Raw genomic sequence first — 17,397 nt, 5'->3', positions numbered from 1 at the left:
ATTTTACAGGAAAACCCTGGTGAAACAAAGCGTTATTCTTGCTTTGCCTTAATACTTGAAATCTTCAAAAGGCATTCACTCAAGGTCAACCAAGCAAACATTAACAACATATTGGCTAATTTTAGTGGTCTCCCAGATCACTTTCATGCACAAAAAAACAGGTAGATGCTATTCTCACCTGTTTCTTTAGTCAAGTAAACTTATAAGTTTACTTATTTGACAACGATTTGTTCAATATCCCCAAGGCCAACTATCAACTTGTCTAAGGCCTGCAACTGTGCATAGCGGTTATTCTTAATCGCCTTCTTCTTGTCATTAACCAACGTATTTTCAAAGTAAGCAGCAATTGGTTCTTGCAAGGCAGCCAATGCTTGATACAGTGATTCTGCGCCCTGTTTCTCCAAGTCAACCAAGTTCAAGTTCTTGCTTGCTGCGTACAAAGCCTTTTCCTGATCATTTTCAAACAAGTCCGGCTTAACAGGGACATCACTGCGTTCTTTACTAGCTAAGCGACTTACTCGAGACAAAGACTCAATCACATCGCGGAAGTTTGCATCCTTTGAATGCTTTGCTAAGACCGCTGTTCGGTCGGCCACGTAAACCAAATCACCAGTTACTACGTTGGCCGTTCCAGCAGAAACGATGTCAGAACGAACGCCAGCATCGGCTGCTTGCTTCTTGACACGGTCTGTCAAAAAGGCCATGACCTGGGCCAAATCAGCATCCGCTACATTCTTGTTTTGGTCCTTGAAGTTAGCCAAAACGGTTTCCAAGTCAAGACGCCAGTCATGCGCTTCCAGCGTCTTAACGACTCCAGTTGCTGCCCGACGTAAACCATAAGGGTCGTTGGCACCTGAAGGAATCAGGTCAGCCGCAAAGAAGGTCACGATGGAATCGAGCTTATCGGCGACAGCCAACACCGCTCCAATTTTTGAAGCAGCTACTGCGCCGGTTGCTGAAGTTGGCAAATAGTGTTCCAAGATCGCATGAGCAACGACGTCATTTTCACCAAAGAGCTTGGCGTAGTGTTCCCCCATCACACCCTGCAATTCGTCAAATTCACCGACCATGCCAGTCATCAGGTCAAACTTATAAATTTCAGTGGCCCTGTTCAAATCAGACAACTCTTCGTATGAAAGACCAAGTACTTGTCCCAATTGACCAGCCAAAGCCCGGACACGAACCATGTGTTCGTAGACGGTACCAATTTTTTCATGGAAGACCAGTTTTTTCACCCGGTCCATGTAGTCATCAATCGACTTTTGTTGGTCTTCTTGGTAGAAGAAGACAGCGTCTTCCAAACGAGCAACCAAGACCTTTTCATTTCCGGCAACCACGTTGGCCAAGTTTTCTTCATTTCCATTGCGGACAGAAAGGAAGTGTGGCAATAGGTCACCCTGGTCATCCGTCACAAAGAAGAAGCGTTGATGGTCACGCATCGAAGTTATCAAGACTTCCTTTGGCAAATCCAGGTACTTTTGGTCAAAGTTACCGGCGAAGGCCGTTGGCCATTCGACGATATTATTAACTTCTTCCAAAAGGTCTTGTGCTTGATCAGTGGTCAAATTCAAGTGCCAGTTTTGGCTCTGAGCAATCTTTTCCAACTGCGCTTGAATGGTTGCCTTGCGTTTGGCTGCATCAGCCATCACAAAAGCATCTTGCAATGTCTGCTCATATTCAGCAGCACCCGCAATCGTCACATTTTCCGTTGATAAGAAACGGTGACCACGAGTTGTCCGACCTGTTTGAACGTTCAAAACAGAAAAATCAACCACATCCTGGTCCAAAAGGGCCACTAACCAGCGGATTGGACGGATATAAGCGAAACTGTGATTGCCCCACTTCATGTAAGTTGAGAAGGTCATTTTTTCAACAACTTCCTTGCCCAACTTTGCTAAAATTTCCGCAGCTGAAACACCGGCAATTTCAGTCTTGGCCCACAAGTAGCCATCCTTCTCGATCAAGGCTTCTGGCGTCGTCTTCTGTCCACGAGCAAATCCCTGAGCAGCCTTCGACCAATCACCGTTGTCATCCTTAGCGCGGTCAATGGCTGGTCCCCGCTTTTCTTCTTCAACGGCTTTTGAGCCGGTCGCCAAGCCAGTCAATTCGACAGCTAAGCGTCGTGGCGTTGAGAATGGCTTCATCGCTTCATAATCGAGTCGGTGTTCGTCTAAGAAATCAGAAACTCGGTCGACAAGCTGCTTTTCAGAACTCGTCACCAAGTGGGCTGGCATTTCTTCCAAACCAATTTCTAAAATAAAATCTGCCATTAGTCCTGCTCCTCCTTCTTGGCGTACTTTCCCTTAGCACCCAAGTACTTTTCACGTAATGCCTCGTCCTTTAACAATGGGAAGCCAAGCTTAGCTCGTTCTTCAATAAAGACCCTTGAAACCTGCCGAGCCATTGTTCGAATTCGGTGCAAATAACCAGCTCGTTCTGTTACAGAAACCGTTCCTCGGGCATCCAAAAGGTTAAAGGTATGAGATGACTTCAAAATATAGTCATAGGCCGGATGAACCAAGCCTAATGCCAAATTATGCTGAGCTTCCTTTTCATAATCATCAAAATGTTGGAGTAACATTTCCTGATTTGACTCCTCAAAGGCATACTTTGAGTGTTCATATTCCGGTTCTTTGAAAATATCACCATACAGAACGCCATGACCCCATTCCAAATCATAAACCGTTGGCACATCCTGGATGTAAGAGGCTAGCCGTTCCAAACCATAGGTGATTTCAGCCGTAACGGAATCAACTTCAATTCCACCAACTTGTTGGAAATAAGTGAACTGCGTCACTTCCATCCCGTCTAACCAAACTTCCCAACCGATTCCGGCCGCACCCATTGAAGGATTTTCCCAGTTATCTTCAACAAAACGAATGTCATGTTCCAAGGGCTTAATACCCAAGGCTTCCAAAGAAGCAAGGTACAATTCCTGAATATTGTCAGGTGAAGGCTTCATCACTACCTGAAATTGGTGGTGTTGGAACAAACGGTTTGGATTGTCACCATAACGACCGTCGGCTGGTCGCCGCGAAGGCTGAACATAGGCTGCTCGCCAGGGTTCTGGACCGTTAGCGCGCAAGAAGGTATAAGGGCTTTGAGTTCCCGCTCCAACTTCGTTATCGTAAGCCTGCATCAAGTTAGCGCCCTTTGCGGCCCAAAACTCTTGCAGGGTCAAAATAATGTCTTGTACTGATAATTTTTCACTGGACATAAGTCTTTCCTTTATTTTTCATCATTAAAATTTTAAAACAATGTGACGAATTTACGGCTTTCGATCACCTTCCTGGTCCGCTTTTAAATCAGCGAACTTCTTCGTCATGGTTGGATTATTCCTCGTCAACTTTTTGACGGTCAAATCCTCCAACTTATTGTTAGCAAGACGAATCTGATTTTCAGAAGTCGTCAAGCTCTTTTTCACGTTTTCCATCTGACTAATCGCCCGGTCAATCTGTTCGATTGCTTTTTGGAAGTTACTCGAGTAGGAATTATAATTTTTAGCAAAGCGATCCTTAAAGGCGGTGATACTATCCTCAAAATTGGTAATATCAATGTTTTGATTTTGCTCCTCAATCAGCGCCCGCCGGTATTGAAGCGAGTCCAAGGCCGCGTTGCGTAAAAGGCCGATAAAATGAACAAAAAATTGCGGGCGGATGACGTACATCTTCTCGTAGTCCGGTACCTGAACAATTCCGGTATTATAGTACTCATCATCGGCTTCCAGCATCGAGACTAAGACAGCATATTCGGTGTTCTTTTCCCTGCGGTCCTTATCCAGTTCCTTAAAAAAGTCAGCATTTTTATGCTTCTGTTCAGTTGCGTCCGCCTCGTTTTTCATATCAAACATGATCGAAATAAATTCCACACCATCCTGATAATCTCGGAAAATAAAATCACCCTTCGATCCGGATTGCTTTGAAACCTCGTTGTCCTTCTCAAAGTAGGCATTAGGAAAGGCGTATGGGCGGATTTTGTTGAACTCCTGGTGAGCGTAAACTTCTAGGCTTTCACCAATCTCTTTAGTTGACTGCCGAGCCTTAAAGTCCTTATAGAACTCGACTTGCTCTTGGGCGGCCTGCAGTTGGGCATCATAGTCCGACTTCACCTTTGCCAAGGCCAACTCTTGATCGCGACCTTGGTTTTCAACTTGATTTTTCAAATCGGCTAGTTGCTTTTCTAGTTCCTGTCGATTCTGCCCAGCCTGGTCCTTTTCAGCCTGGTAGGCGCTCTGCAGATGTTCCTTTTGTTTAGCCAGCGCCAACTCCTTTGTGGCAGCCTCCTGATCCTTGAACGCAGCCAACTGTGAACGTAGCTGAGTCAGTTGCTCTTGCAGTTTTGCCTTATCTTGCTGCGCTGCATCCTTTTCAGCCTGTTTAGCCTTCTCCAATGTCAAATCAGCCTTTTGCTTTTCCTGGTCAATTTGTGCCTTTAATAAGCGTTGTTGACTCTTTTCCCAATCGACCTTTTCCTGAGCTAATTTTTCATCAATGGCCGTTTGCACAGCCACGCCAAGTTGATTCGTATCAACTTGAAGTTCGTCTTTCAAATCCAAGGTATCGCCAACATGGCCGTCCTCGTTTAAAACCAAAACCGTGTCCGACTCCAAATGATACTTCAGTTTGGCCATAAACCCCTCCTTATCTGACAAAAAAAACCGCGGTTCACAGCCCCAATGTCAAAATTTGACATCAGGACGCTAACGCGCGGTTCCACCTGATTTCCAACAACCAATTGCTCAGTCGTTGACACTTTCACGGTTCTCAGCTCACCGGGTGCCAGACCGGGTCAAAGCCTTAAACTAATCTATTCATATTATGCCGATTTTTCTTAAAAAGGTCAAGAAAAAAACTTGTTTAAGACAGAAAAAGCCCACTAACCAAGTGATTAGCAAGCTTTTTCAGTAATCATCATCGATCTAATACTCTTAGATTTTCAACAATTCTTTTTCTTTTTCTGCTGCAATTTCATCAATTGCCTTTGTGTTGTCATCCGTCAACTTTTGAGCCTGATCCTCAGCGTCATGGACTTGGTCTTCGGTCATTTCCTTGTCCTTTTTGATTGCATCCATGGCATCACGACGAACGTTACGAACAGCAACCTTAGCCTTTTCGGCCTCAGCCTTAACATCCTTCGCCAATTCCTTACGACGTTCTTCCGTCATTTGTGGAATAGCCAAACGCACGATGTTACCGTCAGAAGCTGGGTTCAAACCCAAATCAGAAACGTTAATCGCCGTCACGATTGCTTCTAAGGCGTTCTTGTCAAATGGTGTAATCAAAAGCAAACGTGCTTCAGGTACTGAAATCGAAGCAACTTGGTTCAACGGCACCATCGCACCGTAATATTCTACTTCTACTCGGTCCAAAATGCGGGGGTTGGCCCGACCAGTCCGAATTTCTGCTAACTCACGACGCAAAGCTTCTTGAGCGCCCTGCATCCGTTCTTTGGTACTTGTAAAATCAAAAGCCATTATTTTTCTCCAGTGACTGTGGTTCCAATTGTCTCGCCCTTAATGACCCGTTCGATATTACCTGGTTGGTTCAAGTTAAAGACAACAAGTGGCATGTTGTTTTCCATTGAGAGGGATGAAGCGGTTGAATCCATGACCTTCAAGCCTTTTTGAATGATGTCTAAGTGCGTCAAAGTGGTAAATTTCTGAGCATTTGGGTTCGTATTTGGATCTGAATCATAGACACCATCAACACCGTTCTTTGCCATCAAAATCGCGTCAGCATTAATTTCGTTGGCCCGCAAAGCAGCGGTTGTATCAGTTGAGAAGTATGGCGAACCAGTTCCCGCAGCAAAGATGACAATCCGCCCCTTTTCAAGGTGGCGAATGGCCCGACCACGAATGTAAGGCTCTGCAATCTGTTGCATCGTAATCGCCGTTTGCACGCGTGTATCAACACCGGCTCGCTCTAAAGCATCTTGAAGGACCAAAGCGTTCATAGTCGTTCCAAGCATTCCGGTATAATCAGCGCGTGACCGCTCCATCCCAACACGGGCAGCGGGTTCACCACGCCATAGGTTACCACCACCAACAACGATGGCAATTTGAGTGCCCATATCATGGACTGCCTTGATTTCCTTGGCAATTTGGGCGACTGTCTCCAGGTCAATTCCCTGACCCTTAGCACCAGCCAAGGCTTCGCCTGACAGCTTCATTAAAACTCTTTTATACTTTGTATCCGTCATGGTTTTCCTCTTTCTTATCGCTATCTATTATAGCAAAAATATAGTCGCCAATTCCAAAAAAAAAGCATCCAAATTTTTGGATACTTTTTAAATGAACTTAGTTGTTGATTTGCTTAGCAACTTCTTCAGCCAAGTTTGTGGTTTGCTTTTCGATACCTTCGCCAACTTGGTAGCGAACGAATGACTTCACAGTCATACCGTTTTGCTTAACGAAATCAGCAACCTTTTGGTCACCATTCTTAACAAAATCTTGGTCCAGCAAAGTGATATCCGCCAAGAACTTCTTGATCCGGCCTTCAACCATCTTTTCCTTGATGTTGTCAGGCTTGCCATTCAAGTCTTCAGAAGCCAATTGAACTTCCTTTTCCTTAGCAATAACATCTGCAGGAACTTGATCATCAGAAACATACTGTGGCGCAATAGCGGCGATGTGCATAGCCACGTCACGGGCTGCTTCTTCATTTGAACCAGTCAAAACGGCCAAAGCAGAAATTGAGCCACCCATGTGTGAGTAAGCACCGAAGACTTCACCGTCAGTCTTTTCAGCAGTAGCGAAACGGCGCAAAGTAATCTTTTCACCAGTAATCTGAGAAACGTTGATGATCTTATCGTTAACAGTTCGGTCTTCTTCACCAGCAACTGGTAAAGCTAAAGCAGCTTCAACGTCTGCAGGTTGCTTTTCCAAGATTGTCTTAGTAACAGCAACTAACAAGTCATTAAATTCCTTGTTACCGGCAACGAAATCAGTTTCTGAGTTCAATTCGATGATGGCAGCCTTGTTGCCTTCAGTCATCACGTAAGTCATACCTTCGGCAGCAACACGGTCACCCTTCTTAGCGGCCTTTGCCATTCCTTTTTCACGCAACAAGTCAATTGCCTTTTCGATGTCGCCTTCAGCTTCAACCAAAGCCTTTTTGGCATCCATCATTCCAACAGATGTCTTATCACGTAATTCCTTCACTAACTTTGCAGTAACAGCCATGCAAATGCTCCTTTAGCTTCTTTATTATCTTTTAACAGTCTCTAGTATAGCATAGAAAAAGCCGTTCAGCGTCCCAAGCAGGTCCACCGGAACGGCAAATCAATAAACGAATTTCAACTTAGTTGTCTTTTTCAACGATTGTTGTGATTTCTTCGATTGATTCCGTGTTTTCGTCACCTTCGATGAAAGCATCTTCAGCAGCGTTGTCTTGACCTTGACGGCCTTCGATAACGGCATCAGCCATATTAGCAGTAATCAAACGAATGGCACGGATAGCGTCATCGTTTGCAGGAATCTTAACATCAACATCGTCAGGATCAGCGTTTGTGTCAATCATAGCAACAACAGGGATGTTGAGCATGTTGGCTTCCTTAACGGCGATTTCTTCCTTCTTAGGGTCAACAACAAACAAAACATCTGGCAAGTCTTGCATGTCTTCGATTCCACCCAAGAACTTTTCCAACTTCTCACGTTGCTTGTTCAACAAGACAACTTCCTTCTTAGGCAGTTGTTCGAAAGTACCATCTTCGGCCATTGCCTTCAAGTCCTTCAAACGTTGAACACGCGTCTTGATTGTGTTCCAGTTAGTCAAAGTTCCACCCAACCAACGGTGGTTGATATAGAATTGACCAGCACGTGTTGCTTCTTCAGCGATTGCATCAGATGCTTGCTTCTTAGTACCAACAAACAAGATGTTAGCCCCATCAGCTGAAGCATTACGGATAAAGTTGTAAGCTTCGTCAATCAACTTAACAGTCTTTTGCAAGTCAATGATGTGAATGCCGTTACGTTCCGTAAAGATGTATGGTGCCATCTTTGGGTTCCAACGACGAGTTTGGTGTCCAAAGTGAACCCCTGCTTCGAGGAGTTCCTTCATTGTAATAACTGCCATAGTGGCCTCCTAGGTTTAACCTCCGGTAAATTCTTGGTCCGTGCTGACAAATGATCAATCACTTGCACCTGCACGTTCTCGTTTACCGTGTGTATTTTTGTTGTATCCACAACAGATACTAGTTTACTAAGGTTTTGAGCGAAAAGCAAGGATTTTTCTGATTTTAACTAGAACATATTACTTCAAAGAAAAAACCAGCCATAATCGGCTGGCCAATGTTTCTAATCTTGTTCGTTGCCTAATTCCTGACCCAAAGTTTTGGCCAAAACAGCATTTTGTCCAGTTTGGTCCAAATCGGCACCATTCGTAACAATCAAATTAGCATCTGACTTAGCCAAAGCTTCGAAAGCATTAATCGATTGGTTATTGAAATAGTTTTGGTCGGCGTTCTTCAAAGCGGCCTGAACCTTATCAATCCGATAACTTTCGGCATCTGCTTTTGTTCGCGTTGCCTCGGCGTTGGCCTTGGCCGTAGCAATTAAGGCCTCATTGTTCGCTTTGGCCCGGAGTTCAATTGACTTGGCCTCCCCTTCAGCTTGCGAAATAGCTGCCACCCGTTCCCGGTCAGCCTTCAACTGTGTGTCCATTGAAGACTGGATAGCTGCACTTGGCTTCAATTCGTCAATGTTAATCCGATCAACATTAATACCATAAGTATTCGTTAAATCACCAATCGCTTCAGCCAAGTCCTTATTAATTTGACTGGTTGAGCCTAAGGCCTCGTTCAATTCCATCCGCCCAATAATGTCGCGCAAGTGACCGCGAACCAATTGTTGCATTGATTCAATCGAATTCGTGTTTTCATACGAATACTTCACAGGATCCGTGATATGGAAGTTCAAAGTCACTGTCGCTCCAATATCAGCGTTATCCTTGGTGATAACTGAATAACCTGCCAACTTCAGTGGTTGCAGGGCCAAGGAAACTGTCCTGATTTTTTGTACCAAAGGCAAGCGGAAATTCAACCCCGTCTGCCGCGTTGACGAATACTTCCCCAACGTTTCCAAAAGGCCAACACTATTTTGAGGCACAATCTTAAAGGAAACCAGGGCCAAAACGATTACAACAATGATGATAATCAGCAAAATCGACATAAATACCGTCCTTACTTTTTCTGGAGGATTAAGACGTTCCCCTCGGCACGCTCAATCACATAGGTCTCTTCTGGAACCACATTAGTCCCAAAAGCTAAATCATAGTGATAAAAATTGCCAATAACCTTCACTAACTTCTCTCTCGGGTCGCAGTCTCTAAAAGACACTTGACGCCCAATAATATTGTTTAATTCAAAAGTAGTAATCATTATTTGCCACCTTCAATTCAAATGATTTATTCCATTTTACCATGGATCAAGAGTCTCATAAAATCCCTCAACCTATTTCTGCCAAATTGTCGAATCGACTGCCCGTTCCATTAGGAAGGCTTCTTTTTGCGGTCGACTCAGGTGCTTAAATTTAGCTTCAGCCGAAAGGGCATCATGCTTATTCGCAAACGTTTCTTGGTAAATCAGTTGCAGTGGGTGCCTGGCCTTTACTCTGGTAAATTTGGCGCCCTTCCCCGCCTGATGGACTAAAAACCGTCGGTGAGCGTTATCGGAAAAGCCACCATAGAAATAGCCATCAGCCGTATAAAGCACATAAAAATCATAAGTCTTGTCATGCTCATCTGCCATGATTGAAGTCTCCCCTCCTTGAAGGTTAGCAAAATTCCCTCCTCGCGCAACCATCTTGATCAAGTTTACAGTTGCCAAGGTTGCCCATACAAAATTTCTTGTACCTGAGGCGTGTACTCGTTAGCAGCTGTATAGGCAATAATTGGTGGCAAAATTCGAACACCACCCGGCTTGCCCGACTTGATCGCTTCTACTAAAACCATGTTGGCTTCACGGTCAGCCTTGCCGTAAACAAACTGAATGCGCTTGACCGCTAATTTTCGGGCAGCTAAGGAGGACATAATATCTTCCAATCTGTCTGGACGGTGCACCAGATAAAATTTACCGTTGTTCTTCAACAACTTATTAGCAACTTGAGCTAAGCGTGGTAAATCAATGGCAATTTCATGCCGGGCTAGCTGATAATGTTCATCCAAGTTTTGCTTGGTTTTTTCATTCAAGGAAAAATAAGGTGGGTTCGACAAAACCGTATCCACCGAGCCCGGCTTAATCTCAGTAAAAATTTCCTGCATATCAGACTGAATCACGCTCACGCGCTTTTCCAAGTGATTTAACACAACTGAACGCTGTGCCATCTCCGCTAAGTCTTGTTGCAGTTCCACTAATTTTACCTGGCCAGTGACCTTGGCAGCATAAAAGAGGCCAATTGCGCCCGTACCTGCTCCCAAATCAACCGAAAGCCCCCGCCCCTTTTGCTTAGGTTTAGCAAAATAAGCCAAGAGAACAGCATCTAACGAGTAAGAAAACATATCTGGATTTTGAATAATTTGAATCTGTTGTGATGGCAGGCCGTCTAGGCGTTCTCCTGCTCGTAATTTTTCTGCTACCATGGTTTGTTGCAATATCTCCATAAACTAAGTAAAATTATTCTGTTAAGTCAATTAGAAAGGGACAAGCAGATGTTATTCTATCGCTTTATCCGGGTCTTTACTGTGACCTTTGTGGCCATTATTAATGGTCGCGTTACCTACCTCCACAAGGAGCGCCTACCAAAAAACGAAAATTATGTTTTGGTTGGACCACACCGTTCTTGGTGGGATCCCGTTTGGTATGCTATGGCGGCCTACCCAAAACGTTTCATTTTTATGGCTAAGAAGGAACTTTTCAAAAATCCCGCTTTGCGTGCCTTAATTACTACCTTGGGCGCCTTCCCAGTTGATCGGCGCAATGTTGGGGCCGATACCATCAAACATCCCGTCAACGAGTTAAAGGATGGCCAGCGCTCGCTCATCATGTTCCCAACCGGATCACGGCATTCTCAAAAGTTAAAATCAGGATCAATCCTGATTGCCAAGCTTTCAAAGAAGCCGATTGTCCCAGCAGTATACCAAGGGCCTGTGAAGTTTTCACACCTATTTAAACGCAATAATACCACAATTAATTTTGGTGAACCAATCGCAATTGACCCCAAAGCCCGCTTGACGGACGAAAAAATTGCCGAATACAATCAAAAGATTCAAGAATCCTTTGACGCTTTAGACAAAGAAATTGATCCAAACTGGGTTTACGTTGATCCAAAAGCACAAAAAAAATAAGCCGCTGGGCTTATTTTTTTTGTGCTTTGGCATTTTGCGCCTTCATTTGAGCCATCATCTGATTCAACTTCTTTTGTGATGGCTTCTGGCCCATTGACATCATCATTGATTTCATCATTTCTTCTGAAATCGGTGGGTTCTTCGCCAAGTATGACTTCATCGTAAAGCGGGCCAAGAAGAATCCCCCAACCAAACCAACGACCAAAGCCAAAATTCCAACTAATATAACCATTATTGGTCTCCTTTAACTACGAAAATCTATAAAATATTATAGCATAAAGGTTGGCTTGACAGTATCTTTTTACAAAAACAGTGGAAAACGAGTCGATAACTTGCATAAAACATCCCTTTATCCACTATTTTAAATTTAATCCCCTTTTTGTAATAAAATTTAATATTTCTTAAACTTTTTTTGCGAACATTTGTTTGCTTTTCGAGTTAAAATTCGCTAAGATAAACATAGTAAATACAGGTAGGAAAGTACATATGGCAAGTTCTGATTCAAAACAAATTCAAGTCTTGAGATTTATTCACGACTATCAAAGTAAAAACGGTTTCCCACCCACTATTCGTGAAATTGGTGAAGCAGTCGGCCTATCTTCTTCTTCGACCATCCATGGTCACATTGCCCGTTTGATTAAAAACGGCTACCTTGAGAAGAAAGGCGAAGGAACCAAGGCTCGGGCGATTGAAGTAACACCAGCCGGTTTTGAAATTCTTGGTATTTCAGCCACTTCGGGCAAGATTCCACTCTTAGGATTAGTGACAGCTGGTCAACCAATTCTAGCAGTCGAACAAGAAGCAACCGAATTCTTCCCCATTCCAGAAAATCTAATTCCCTACGATGGTGATCTCTTTATGCTCAACGTTCGCGGTGAATCAATGATTAATATCGGTATTTTAGATGGCGACAAGGTGATTGTTCGTCGGCAACAAAATGCCGACAACGGTGATATTGTTGTTGCCATGAACGAAGACAACGAGGCCACGGTCAAGCGCTTCTTCCAAGAAGGCGGTCACTACCGCCTGCAACCAGAAAACGATACAATGGCGCCTATTATTTTGGAATCTGTGTCCATTTTGGGAAAAGTCGTCTCCCTTTACCGTGATGCTATTTACTAAAAACAACTTGCTCAAGGCTCTACTACAAAATGTAGTAGAGTTTTTTTAACCCCAAAATAGCAGCACTAAAAAAGCCACCAATTTTTCAGTCGGTGGCTCTATCAAAATTATTTATGCAAAGCTTGATTCCGCGGGGACACGGACCAGGTCCATTTCAACCAATGTTTGGGCAATTTCAACCGTATTCCAGGCAGCGCCCTTCAGCAAATTGTCAGAAACAACCCACAAGTGGAAAGCACCCGGATTTTCCAAATCAGGGCGAATGCGACCAACAAACGTTTCCCGCTTACCTTCAGCCAAAAGAGGTTGAGGGTAGGTTTGTGTGGCTGGGTCATCTTCAATAATCACGTTATCAACGGCACCAATTGCCTGACGAATTTGGTCAGGCGTCACGTTTTCGTCACCAGTATCAATATAGACACTTTCACCATGACCAATCATAACTGGCACGCGAACAGCCGTACCCGTCACCTTAATGTCCTTAGCATTCTTGTCGCCCAAGATAATCTTTTTCGTTTCATGGATCATCTTGTATTCTTCGTGTGTGTAACCTTCCTCTTCGAAGACATCAATTTGTGGCAGCAAGTTAAAGGCCAAGGGGAAATGCTTTTTATCACCCTTCACAGGTAAAACATGGGCTAACTCCGCCATGTTATCTCCCAACAAACGAGCCTGTGCTTCAGCCAAAACTTCGTCCATCGCTGCTTTTCCAGCACCTGAGGCCGCCTGATAAGTCGAAATAATCACCTGGTTCAAGCCAAATTGTCGGTAAACTGGGTCAAGCGCCATCACCAATTGCGTCGTTGAGCAATTAGGGTTAGCAATAATTCCTTGATGCTCCTTTAACGCAGCGGCATTAACTTCTGGGACGACCAATGGCACCTGATCATTCATCCGCCAGTAAGAAGAATTGTCAACAACAACCGCACCAGCTTTAACAGCTGCCGGAGCCAAAGTCTTTGAAGTTGATCCACCAGCAGAGGCCAGCACAAGATCAACATCAGTAAAGGAATCTTCCGTTGCTTCTGCAACGGTTAACTCCTGATTCTTAAAGCTGATTTTTTGACCGGCTGAACGAGCAGAAGCCAAAGCCTTGACCTCACCAACCGGAATCGTTGATTGAGCCAATTGGTCCAAAATTCGACGTCCAACAGCACCCGTTGCACCGAGTACCGCCACATTATAGGCTGTCTTTGCTACCATAAAAAATTCTCTCTTTCTTTTTTAAATGACATAATCATCAACATAAGAAAATCAGTCTGTCTTCAAGGCGCTTTCAATTTGCCTTTGAATATCAGCTGCCTGAATAAAGGTCTGATGACGAATAGGTCGCTGGAATAAATTCTTCACTTGGTCAGGAATGGTCGTTTTGGTTGCTGCTGCCAAAGCAGTTAAGCCCCCTTCTTCACCAATAACTTCTTCACCCAGTGCTGCAAGAACCGTTTGTGGGAACTTATAAGGGCTAGCAGTTGCAGCCAAAAGGGTTGGGTGGCCATCATCTTGGTACTGATGAACGGCCACCGCCGTGTGCGGATCAATCAAGTAACCAGAAGCAACAAAAGTCTTTCGGATCGTTTCTTCAACTTGGTCTTGATCTGTCCAACCAGCAGAAAACTTCATTAAACCAGCTCTTGTTTTGTCTGCCAAGTGATAGCTGCCCTGACTTTGTAGGTCTGCCATATCCTTTTTGATCAAGTCAGCATCCTGGCCACCAGCAAAATACAGCAGGCGTTCCAAGTTTGACGAGACCAAAATATCCATAGCCGGTGCATTCGTCACCTTGAAGTCACGATTCTTATTGTATACCCCTGTTTGGAATAATTCTGTTAAAACATGATTTTCGTTCGAAGCAACCGTAAAATCAGCCACCGGCAAGCCAATTTGACTGGCATAATAAGCTGCTAGCATATTCCCGAAATTACCTGTTGGCACGAGTACATCAATTTCTTCACCAGGCTTAATTTGGCCGCTTTCAACTAACTGACCATAACCGTAGAAATAATAGACAATCTGTGGGACCAAGCGACCAATATTAATCGAATTCGCCGATGAGATTTGAATATCTTCTTCCTTTAAGAAGGTTGCAAAATTTGAATCACCTAAAAGACCTTTAACAGCCTGCTGAGCATCATCAAAATTTCCCTCTATGCCATAAACATAAGTATTTTTCCCCGGTTCGGAGACCATTTGTTGGCGTTGAATATCCGAAACGCCAACTTGTGGGTACAAAACTGCAATTTTTGTGCCAGGTACATCAGCAAAACCAGCCATCGCCGCCGTTCCGGTATCCCCAGACGTTGCTGTTAAAATAGCAATTTCTTTGTTGAGCCCCTCTTTTTTAGCTGCTGTCATCACTAAATGGGGTAAGGCCTGAAGGGCAATATCTTTGAAGGCCAATGTTGGGCCATGAAAGAGCTCCAAATAGTACAAGTTGTTCCCTGCATCTTTAATTGGCACAATTTTATCGGTATCCCATTGGCTACCATAGGCTGCCTGCACAACGGCTTGAATTTCTGCTTTAGTAAAATCAGGCAAAAAAGCAGCAAAAATTTCAACCGCCAGGTCCTGATAGGATTGTTGACCGATGGTCTTTAAATCCAGATGCAAAGTTGGCCACTGATTTGGCACGTAAAGACCACCATCTGGTGCTAATCCCCGGAGGATGGCCTGGGCGGCAGAAACAGCAGGGGCTTCTCCCCGGGTCGAGACATATTCCATGACGCACTCCTTCAATCTCATTGATTTCTAATGGTATTATAACAAAAACATTCCTTTTTAGGCAGGAAAATGGTAAAGTTAATAGAAATTATCCTTACTTGACAGTAAAAAACGATAGAAGGAGTCATCATGGAAGTTAAGATTGGCCTTTTTGGCTTAGGAACAGTTGGGATGGGCTTGTTAACCATCTTAGAGGAACAAAAAGAAAAAATCAGTGAAAATACTGGTTTAGAACTGACCGTAAAAACCGCAATGGTCACTTCTTTAACCAAGGACCGTCCTGGTTTAAGCTCCACCATCCAACTGACCAAAGACCCAAAAGACATCTTAGATGATCCAGAAATTGATTTGGTTGTTGAAGTTGCCGGTGGTACTGGTCCTGCTAAAAATTGGATCAAGTCCGCTTTGGCAAGTAAAAAGCCGGTCATTACGGCTAATAAGGACCTGATTGCCACCGCTGGAGAAGAACTGCTCGACTTAGCAAACAAGGCTCAGGTCCCCCTCCTATACGAAGCGGCTGTTGCCGGTGGTATCCCAATTATCAAAACCCTGCGCGAATATTTCCGGACCGATACAATTCGTTCGCTAGCTGGTATTGTTAACGGTACAACCAACTACATGTTGACTCAAATGGCCGATAATGACCTGTCTTACGGAGATGCTCTAAAGCAAGCGCAAGACTTAGGCTTTGCCGAAGCAGATCCCACAAATGATGTCGCCGGCTACGATGCCGCCTACAAGGCCATTATTTTGGCTCGCCTGGTCTTTGGATTAGAAGTCGGCTTACAAGACATTCAAATTACCGGTATTCAAAAGATTACTGACGAGGACATTGCCGCCGTGAAAGCTTTGGGTGGCCAGCTCAAGCTCCTTTTTCGCATTGATCAAATCAGTGCCAATTCAGTCGCGGTGATCGTGGCTCCTCAGGTCGTCTTACCACAATCACCTCTGTCACAGGTCCACAATGAAAATAATGCCATTGTTGTGAACAGTGATAACCTTGGTCAAACGCTTTTCTATGGACCTGGGGCTGGTGCACGCCCAACTGCCCAAGCTGTCTTGGCCGATATTTTGGCTGCCGCAACTACACCAAAGGACGCTCAGCAACCGTTGCCAGAAAAACAGATGACATTAGCTAGTCAACGAGGCCAGGCCTATTGCTGGATTTTGAATACAACTGGAACAACTAGCGTCAGCCAAGACACCAAGGATGAACTCCGATCATTGATCGTCCGTCAAGCCAGCCATGAAAATAGCCGACTTGGCTCTCAGCTTGTCCTTTATACCAAAGAAATGTCCAAAGATCAGCACGATGCTCTTCTTGCTGCTTTAACAACCAATCGGACATTAGCGAAGGAGTTTGTGATTTATCCATGCTAACCATTACTGTACCCGCCAGTTCAGCCAATCTTGGTCTCGGCTTTGATTGCCTTGGATTGGCACTAGACCTTAATTTAACCGTAACCATTGGCCCAAAAACTAATACTTGGCAAGTTGATCACCCATTTGGCGCAGATATTCCAAATGATGAAAGCAATCTCATTGTTCAAACTGCTCGATTTGTTGATCCAGATATTACCCCCCACCAACTAGTCGTTAAAAGTGACATTCCACTGGCTCGCGGCCTGGGATCTTCGTCATCAGCATTAGTTGCTGGCCTTTTCTTAGGACACTATTTGGTGGGGCAAACGATTAATCGTCATCAAATTTTACAAGAGGCAGCAGCCCTTGAGGGTCACCCAGACAACGTTGCACCAACTATTTTAGGTGGCCTACAATTAACAGACGAAAACAAAATTGGCGTACAAGCCACCCCCCTTCCTTTTCCAAAAGACTTAGTCGCGGTAACCTTTATCCCAGATTATTCATTAAAAACAGCGGCAGCCCGAGCAGCCTTGCCTACAACCTTAGCACTCAAAACAGCCGTTCACCAAAGCCAACACCTCGCCAACTTGGTTGCAGCTTGCTACTTAGGTGATCAAAAGCGATTAATGGCTTTAGTAGAAGAAGACCAAATGCATGAACCCTATCGGGCTGATTTGGCACCTGAATTTTTACAAATTCGTACCTTAGCACACCACCTAGGTCTTGCAGGAACATACCTATCGGGAGCTGGACCGACAGTTGTCTCACTGGTTGCAAAAAAACAAGCTGACCAACTGCTTGAAGCCATTAATGACCTCAACCTTAACGGCACAGCCATGGTTTTAGCTGTACAGCAAACTGGTACAACCTTCACGGGTTCATTGGACTAAGGTCCCCATTTGCTTTTGACTTA

Annotated in this window: 18 protein-coding genes; 4 read left to right on the top strand and 14 right to left on the bottom strand. The window is 44.3% G+C overall.

Annotation, left to right across the window (positions count from 1 at the left end; translation table 11 throughout):
* Positions 1-212 precede the first annotated feature (212 nt).
* From glyS to ACSYSR_RS06465, 11 genes are all read right to left on the bottom strand, one after another.
* The gene (gene glyS / locus ACSYSR_RS06515; protein WP_489815730.1) at positions 213-2,270 is read right to left on the bottom strand and encodes a glycine--tRNA ligase subunit beta; all 2,058 of its coding nucleotides are present in this window, start codon (positions 2,268-2,270) and stop codon (positions 213-215) included.
* Positions 2,270-3,217 (bottom strand): glycine--tRNA ligase subunit alpha, encoded by a 948-nt coding sequence (gene glyQ / locus ACSYSR_RS06510; RefSeq protein ID WP_489815731.1) that lies wholly within the window; start codon positions 3,215-3,217, stop codon positions 2,270-2,272. The genes glyS and glyQ overlap by 1 nt, the downstream gene beginning before the upstream one ends.
* 51 nt (positions 3,218-3,268) lie before the next feature.
* Positions 3,269-4,630 (bottom strand): DUF2130 domain-containing protein, encoded by a 1,362-nt coding sequence (locus ACSYSR_RS06505; RefSeq protein WP_489815732.1) that lies wholly within the window; start codon positions 4,628-4,630, stop codon positions 3,269-3,271.
* A gap of 297 nt (positions 4,631-4,927) precedes the next feature.
* Positions 4,928-5,473, bottom strand: a complete 546-nt coding sequence (frr, locus tag ACSYSR_RS06500) for a ribosome recycling factor (RefSeq protein WP_338348985.1) — start codon at positions 5,471-5,473, stop codon at positions 4,928-4,930.
* Positions 5,473-6,198, bottom strand: coding sequence for a UMP kinase (gene pyrH / locus ACSYSR_RS06495; protein WP_489815733.1), 726 nt, complete (start codon positions 6,196-6,198; stop codon positions 5,473-5,475). The genes frr and pyrH overlap by 1 nt, the downstream gene beginning before the upstream one ends.
* Before the next feature lie 97 nt (positions 6,199-6,295).
* On the bottom strand, positions 6,296-7,180 hold the full coding sequence (gene tsf / locus ACSYSR_RS06490) for a translation elongation factor Ts (RefSeq protein WP_489815734.1): 885 nt from the start codon (positions 7,178-7,180) through the stop codon (positions 6,296-6,298).
* 118 nt (positions 7,181-7,298) lie between these two features.
* Positions 7,299-8,072 carry a 30S ribosomal protein S2 gene (rpsB, locus tag ACSYSR_RS06485; protein WP_489815735.1) on the bottom strand — a complete coding sequence of 258 codons (774 nt, stop codon included), beginning with the start codon at positions 8,070-8,072 and terminating at the stop codon, positions 7,299-7,301.
* A gap of 221 nt (positions 8,073-8,293) precedes the next feature.
* Positions 8,294-9,121: an SPFH domain-containing protein gene (locus ACSYSR_RS06480; RefSeq protein ID WP_489816522.1), complete on the bottom strand. Its 828-nt coding sequence runs from the start codon at positions 9,119-9,121 to the stop codon at positions 8,294-8,296.
* A gap of 56 nt (positions 9,122-9,177) precedes the next feature.
* Positions 9,178-9,375 (bottom strand): hypothetical protein, encoded by a 198-nt coding sequence (locus ACSYSR_RS06475; protein WP_252773882.1) that lies wholly within the window; start codon positions 9,373-9,375, stop codon positions 9,178-9,180.
* A gap of 72 nt (positions 9,376-9,447) precedes the next feature.
* Positions 9,448-9,744, bottom strand: a complete 297-nt coding sequence (locus ACSYSR_RS06470) for a GIY-YIG nuclease family protein (RefSeq protein WP_489815736.1) — start codon at positions 9,742-9,744, stop codon at positions 9,448-9,450.
* Between the two features lie 65 nt (positions 9,745-9,809).
* The gene (locus tag ACSYSR_RS06465) at positions 9,810-10,574 is read right to left on the bottom strand and encodes a tRNA1(Val) (adenine(37)-N6)-methyltransferase (RefSeq protein WP_489815737.1); all 765 of its coding nucleotides are present in this window, start codon (positions 10,572-10,574) and stop codon (positions 9,810-9,812) included.
* A 69-nt stretch (positions 10,575-10,643) separates the two neighbouring features.
* On the opposite strand from ACSYSR_RS06465, the gene ACSYSR_RS06460 reads away from it, so the two are divergent.
* The gene (locus ACSYSR_RS06460) at positions 10,644-11,279 is read left to right on the top strand and encodes a lysophospholipid acyltransferase family protein (protein ID WP_252773879.1); all 636 of its coding nucleotides are present in this window, start codon (positions 10,644-10,646) and stop codon (positions 11,277-11,279) included.
* A gap of 10 nt (positions 11,280-11,289) precedes the next feature.
* On the opposite strand, the gene ACSYSR_RS06455 is transcribed toward ACSYSR_RS06460, so the two are convergent.
* A complete protein-coding gene (locus ACSYSR_RS06455) occupies positions 11,290-11,511 on the bottom strand; it encodes a YneF family protein (RefSeq protein ID WP_252773878.1) in 222 nt (73 codons plus the stop codon).
* Between the two features lie 254 nt (positions 11,512-11,765).
* Between ACSYSR_RS06455 and lexA the strand changes: the two genes are divergently transcribed.
* On the top strand, positions 11,766-12,401 hold the full coding sequence (gene lexA, locus ACSYSR_RS06450; protein WP_252773877.1) for a transcriptional repressor LexA: 636 nt from the start codon (positions 11,766-11,768) through the stop codon (positions 12,399-12,401).
* Between the two features lie 111 nt (positions 12,402-12,512).
* Here the strand turns inward: lexA and ACSYSR_RS06445 are convergent, their stop codons facing one another.
* Positions 12,513-13,604 carry an aspartate-semialdehyde dehydrogenase gene (locus tag ACSYSR_RS06445; protein ID WP_489815738.1) on the bottom strand — a complete coding sequence of 364 codons (1,092 nt, stop codon included), beginning with the start codon at positions 13,602-13,604 and terminating at the stop codon, positions 12,513-12,515.
* Between the two features lie 51 nt (positions 13,605-13,655).
* The gene (gene thrC / locus ACSYSR_RS06440) at positions 13,656-15,119 is read right to left on the bottom strand and encodes a threonine synthase (RefSeq protein ID WP_489815739.1); all 1,464 of its coding nucleotides are present in this window, start codon (positions 15,117-15,119) and stop codon (positions 13,656-13,658) included.
* 129 nt (positions 15,120-15,248) lie between these two features.
* On the opposite strand from thrC, the gene ACSYSR_RS06435 reads away from it, so the two are divergent.
* Together ACSYSR_RS06435 and thrB are read left to right on the top strand one after the other, a co-directional pair.
* Positions 15,249-16,499 (top strand): homoserine dehydrogenase, encoded by a 1,251-nt coding sequence (locus ACSYSR_RS06435; protein WP_489815740.1) that lies wholly within the window; start codon positions 15,249-15,251, stop codon positions 16,497-16,499.
* Positions 16,493-17,374 carry a homoserine kinase gene (gene thrB, locus ACSYSR_RS06430; protein WP_489815741.1) on the top strand — a complete coding sequence of 294 codons (882 nt, stop codon included), beginning with the start codon at positions 16,493-16,495 and terminating at the stop codon, positions 17,372-17,374. Before ACSYSR_RS06435 ends, thrB begins: the two co-directional genes overlap by 7 nt.
* The last annotated feature ends 23 nt before the right edge of the window (positions 17,375-17,397 follow it).

Source organism: Fructobacillus sp. ESL1096 (assembly GCF_058511985.1).
This window is presented reverse-complemented; position numbering and strand designations above follow the sequence as displayed.